Raw genomic sequence first — 3,642 nt, 5'->3', positions numbered from 1 at the left:
TTGGCCATTTTCGACTCCCAAAAGGAATTTCACAGGTTGCGCCGCGCGCAAACAAGACACTGACTTTTTACTGCTGGTGCCCATGGGCAGGATCGAACTGCCGACCTCTCCCTTACCAAGGGAGTGCTCTACCACTGAGCCACATGGGCGCTACGCTTCAACTTAGCGGTCTGGAGCGGGTGAAGGGAATCGAACCCTCGTCGTAAGCTTGGAAGGCTTCTGCTCTACCATTGAGCTACACCCGCACGGGCCACTAACGATTCCTTACCGCTCACTGCGCTGATATCTTGGTGGAGGAGGTTGGATTCGAACCAACGTAGGCGTAAGCCAACAGATTTACAGTCTGCCCCCTTTAGCCACTCGGGCACCCCTCCGTAGAGAACTGACGATTATGGGGGTGCATCGCACTCCTGTCAAGCACATCCGGAAGATTATTTTCACTTTCTTCCCGACTTCTGCTTCCCGCCGACCCCGCTCTCGCCCGGCTAAGGCAAGCGCGAGATGTTGCCGATCGGCGCCACATCTTCGTCAGACTCCGCCCTCAACGCCGATCTGCATCAGCGCTGAAAACGAAAGACCGCCATCATACGGCCTCTTTCACACAATGCCAAGCGGATAGACACAAAATTTCGGCAAATTTCGTGCCGGGCGGGTTCGGCGAGCTCGGATGTCGATGGTTCGCGGGAGGCTCGGTGGCGTTTCCGGCGGGAAATAGAGGTTTTAGCGAGCGGCGAGGGCAGCGCCTTCTTGGTTCCCGGTGCCCCGTGCTGACGCGGCTTCCGCCCACCTCTCCCAGCTCCACCACCGAATTCGCTCAGCTGCGTTCGACGACTTCACCGGAGGGCACGATACCGTCTCGAGTCACCCTCCAGCCGGCGGTACAAGTCTCCCTGCGTCCGCGTTTTCTGTAATGGCAATCCTCGTGGTTGCAACGGCACATGCCGCGGCGCCGGAAGAGCCTATAGCGCCTGCCGGGTCCCCGCTGGTGACGGTCCGACAGCCAGGCCCTGCTTACGGCCCCACCGCGCAGCGCCAAGGGCATACTCGACGCCGGGCAAGTATCAATGGTGAAGCAGACGCCTGATGTGGGATGCCCGGGTTTGGCGCACGTCGGCTTGCGCAGCACGACCGATGAATCGAGATGCCGTGGCCCGACCACGTCCCGCAGGATGAATCCGGCGATTCTCTACGCATGCGCTATAGCCGACGACGCGCGCCAGGTCCAGGCATCCCTACGACCCTGCTGCTGCCGCGTCGAATGCTGCTGCTTGGCACCGACGCATCTCGTCGTGCAACCGGCTCACGTCAGTACGTGGTCGCTCATCGCAGCAGATCTTCGGCGTACACGCGATATCGCGACCGCTTTTATGCGCCGTCTCGTCCAACTGAACGCGATTCTCCGTGTCGGATTCTACGTAACCCTTGCCACACCTCACGCTCCCCAAGACGATGGAGAGCCGCGCCGATTTTGGATCTCGCCAGACCCGCAACATGCCGCAGTGCGGCCAGCCTGTTGGTCGAGTCGCTTCTTGCCGCGGCTCAAGCGCGTGCGGCACTCCTCGATGGGGCTCTTTCGACGAGATATGACCCGTTAGATCCAATGGCGCTTAATGGCAATGTCGCGGCTCTGCTGGCGTTCAGTCGCGCGGATTCATGCGACAAGGGGAGCCGGTGCGGTGACTTCCTGTCCGCTCTTGCCAACAACACGTGGAAGGCGGATCGAATGCAAGACGCATCCCGCTGCCACACGAGATATGGAAATTTTGGCAGAAGATGCACCTCATAAGCCGACGATCATCACCGGTTGACTGACTATCAGATGGTGAGGGCTAGGCATGGCTGATCGCGGTCGACGTCGAGCAAGGCCGGAGGGAGGATAGCCGTGGGCGGTTGCCAACGCGGGTTCCCGTTGCGGCTCTGATGGCCACCAGCGAACCAGAGGCGGGCTTCAGCAACACCAATTGCTGGCGACAGACACCCGATAGGCGAGGTTCATTTTGACCTGCTCCCCGCGTTTAGTACGGTGACGGTGTAGAGTCCGTTCCAGAGAGGAACGGCAATGAAAAAGCGATTCACCGAAGAACAGATCATCGGCATCTTGAAGGAAGCCGAGGCTGGCTTGAAGCCGGCGGAGCTGTGCCGCAAGTACGGCATCTCGGAAGCGACCTACTACAACTGGAAAGCGAAGTTCGGCGGGATGACGGTCTCCGAAGCGCAGCGCCTGAAGGAACTGGAGCAGGAGAACAACAAGCTCAAGCGCCTGTTGGCCGAATCAATGCTCGACAACGCCGCGCTGAAGGACCTGCTGGCTCGAAAGTAGCAAGCCCGCAGGCCAAGCGCGAAGCGGTCCGGATATTGATGACCGAACGTGCCATGGGTGTTACCCGAGCCTGCGGGCTGGTAGGGATTTCGCGCTCGCTGTTCCACTACGAATCACGCCGCCGAGTTGACGACGAAGCGCTGACTGGCCGGATGATGGCCATCGCCGCGCAGAAGCGCCGATACGGCTATCGCCGGATTCACGTGCTGTTGCAGCGGGATGGCTGCTTCGCCAACCACAAGCGCATCTAGCGCCTGTACAGCAAGGCGGGGCTGAGCGTGCGCAAGCGGCGACGCAAGCGTATTGCGGCTGTCGAGCGCACGCCGCTGCCGTTGCCAACAGGCCCGAATCAGAGCTGGTCGATGGACTTCGTTTCTGACGGGTTGGCCTATGGTCGGCGGTTTCGATGCCTGAACGTGGTCGACGACTACACGCGCGAGTGCTTGGCCATCGAGGTCGATACTTCGCTGCCGGGCCTACGAGTGCAGCAAGTGCTCGAGCGGCTCAAGGAGATGCGAGGCTTACCCGCATCCATCACGGTCGACAACGGGCCGGAATTCGCTGGTAAGGTGCTGGATGCATGGGCCTACGAAGCCGGCGTCACGCTGTCGTTCATTCGGCCTGGCAAGCCGGTGGAGAATGCCTATATCGAGAGCTTCAACGGGCGGTTCCGCGACGAATGCCTGAACGAGCACTGGTTCGTCTCGATGCGCCACGCCAAGCGGCTGATTGAGGAATGGCGTATCGAGTACAACACCGAGCGGCCTCATAGTTCGCTCGGCTATCTGACGCCTGCGCAGTTCGCCCGGGCGCACGACGCGAAGCAGCAGTTTTTAACCTCGGACTCTAACTGCAGTTCGGACTAAAACCGGGGGCAGGTCATCCGGACGACACAGTTGCGGAGAAGATACGATCAATAAGCAATTGAATCGCCGGAGATAGAAGCGATTGAGGGAATGGGATGCTGTGATTGATGGCGTGGGTGAGGTGCTAATGCAGTAGCCTTGGTAAGGCTTCACCCCGCCATGCACATTTCCGCCGCGCCAATGCAAAAACCCCCGCCTGTTCGGGCGGGGGTTTCTGGCTTAGGGAGCCTGACGATTACCTACTTTCACACGGGAATCCGCACTATCATCGGCGTAGAGTCGTTTCACGGTCCTGTTCGGGATGGGAAGGGGTGGGACCGACTCGCTATGGTCATCAGGCAAAGAGGGTTGTTGTGCTGGCTTCGCAGCACAACCAATCTTGGAAGAAGCAGTAATTTTAGGTTGTGTGTATCACACACGAGAATCCAACCGTCCGACGCGCTCTGCAGCGCGAAA

At 59.7% G+C, this 3,642-nt stretch carries 3 tRNA genes, 1 rRNA gene and 1 pseudogene; 1 reads left to right on the top strand and 4 read right to left on the bottom strand.

Features of this window, described 5'->3' with window-relative positions:
* Window positions 1–74 precede the first annotated feature (74 nt).
* The 3 genes from AP428_RS14785 to AP428_RS14775 all read right to left on the bottom strand — a co-directional run bounded on the left by AP428_RS14785 (window position 75) and on the right by AP428_RS14775 (window position 374).
* Window positions 75–149 (bottom strand) — tRNA-Thr (locus AP428_RS14785).
* Window positions 150–171: 22 nt separating this feature from the next.
* Window positions 172–245, bottom strand: a tRNA-Gly gene (locus AP428_RS14780).
* A gap of 43 nt (window positions 246–288) precedes the next feature.
* Window positions 289–374: transfer RNA gene (locus AP428_RS14775), tRNA-Tyr, on the bottom strand.
* Window positions 375–2,059: 1,685 nt separating this feature from the next.
* Between AP428_RS14775 and AP428_RS37415 the strand changes: the two are divergent.
* Window positions 2,060–3,186: pseudogene (locus AP428_RS37415) on the top strand (IS3 family transposase).
* Between the two features lie 226 nt (window positions 3,187–3,412).
* Here the strand turns inward: AP428_RS37415 and rrf are convergent.
* A 5S ribosomal RNA gene (rrf, locus tag AP428_RS14755) occupies window positions 3,413–3,525 on the bottom strand.
* Window positions 3,526–3,642: the final 117 nt, after the last annotated feature.

Source organism: Burkholderia sp. E168m22, from assembly GCF_001319805.1.
In the GTDB taxonomy this organism is placed as follows: Bacteria; Pseudomonadota; Gammaproteobacteria; order Burkholderiales; family Burkholderiaceae; genus Burkholderia; species Burkholderia orbicola.
The sequence above is the reverse complement of the archived record's forward strand: the minus strand, read 5'-3'. Positions and strand labels throughout refer to the sequence as shown.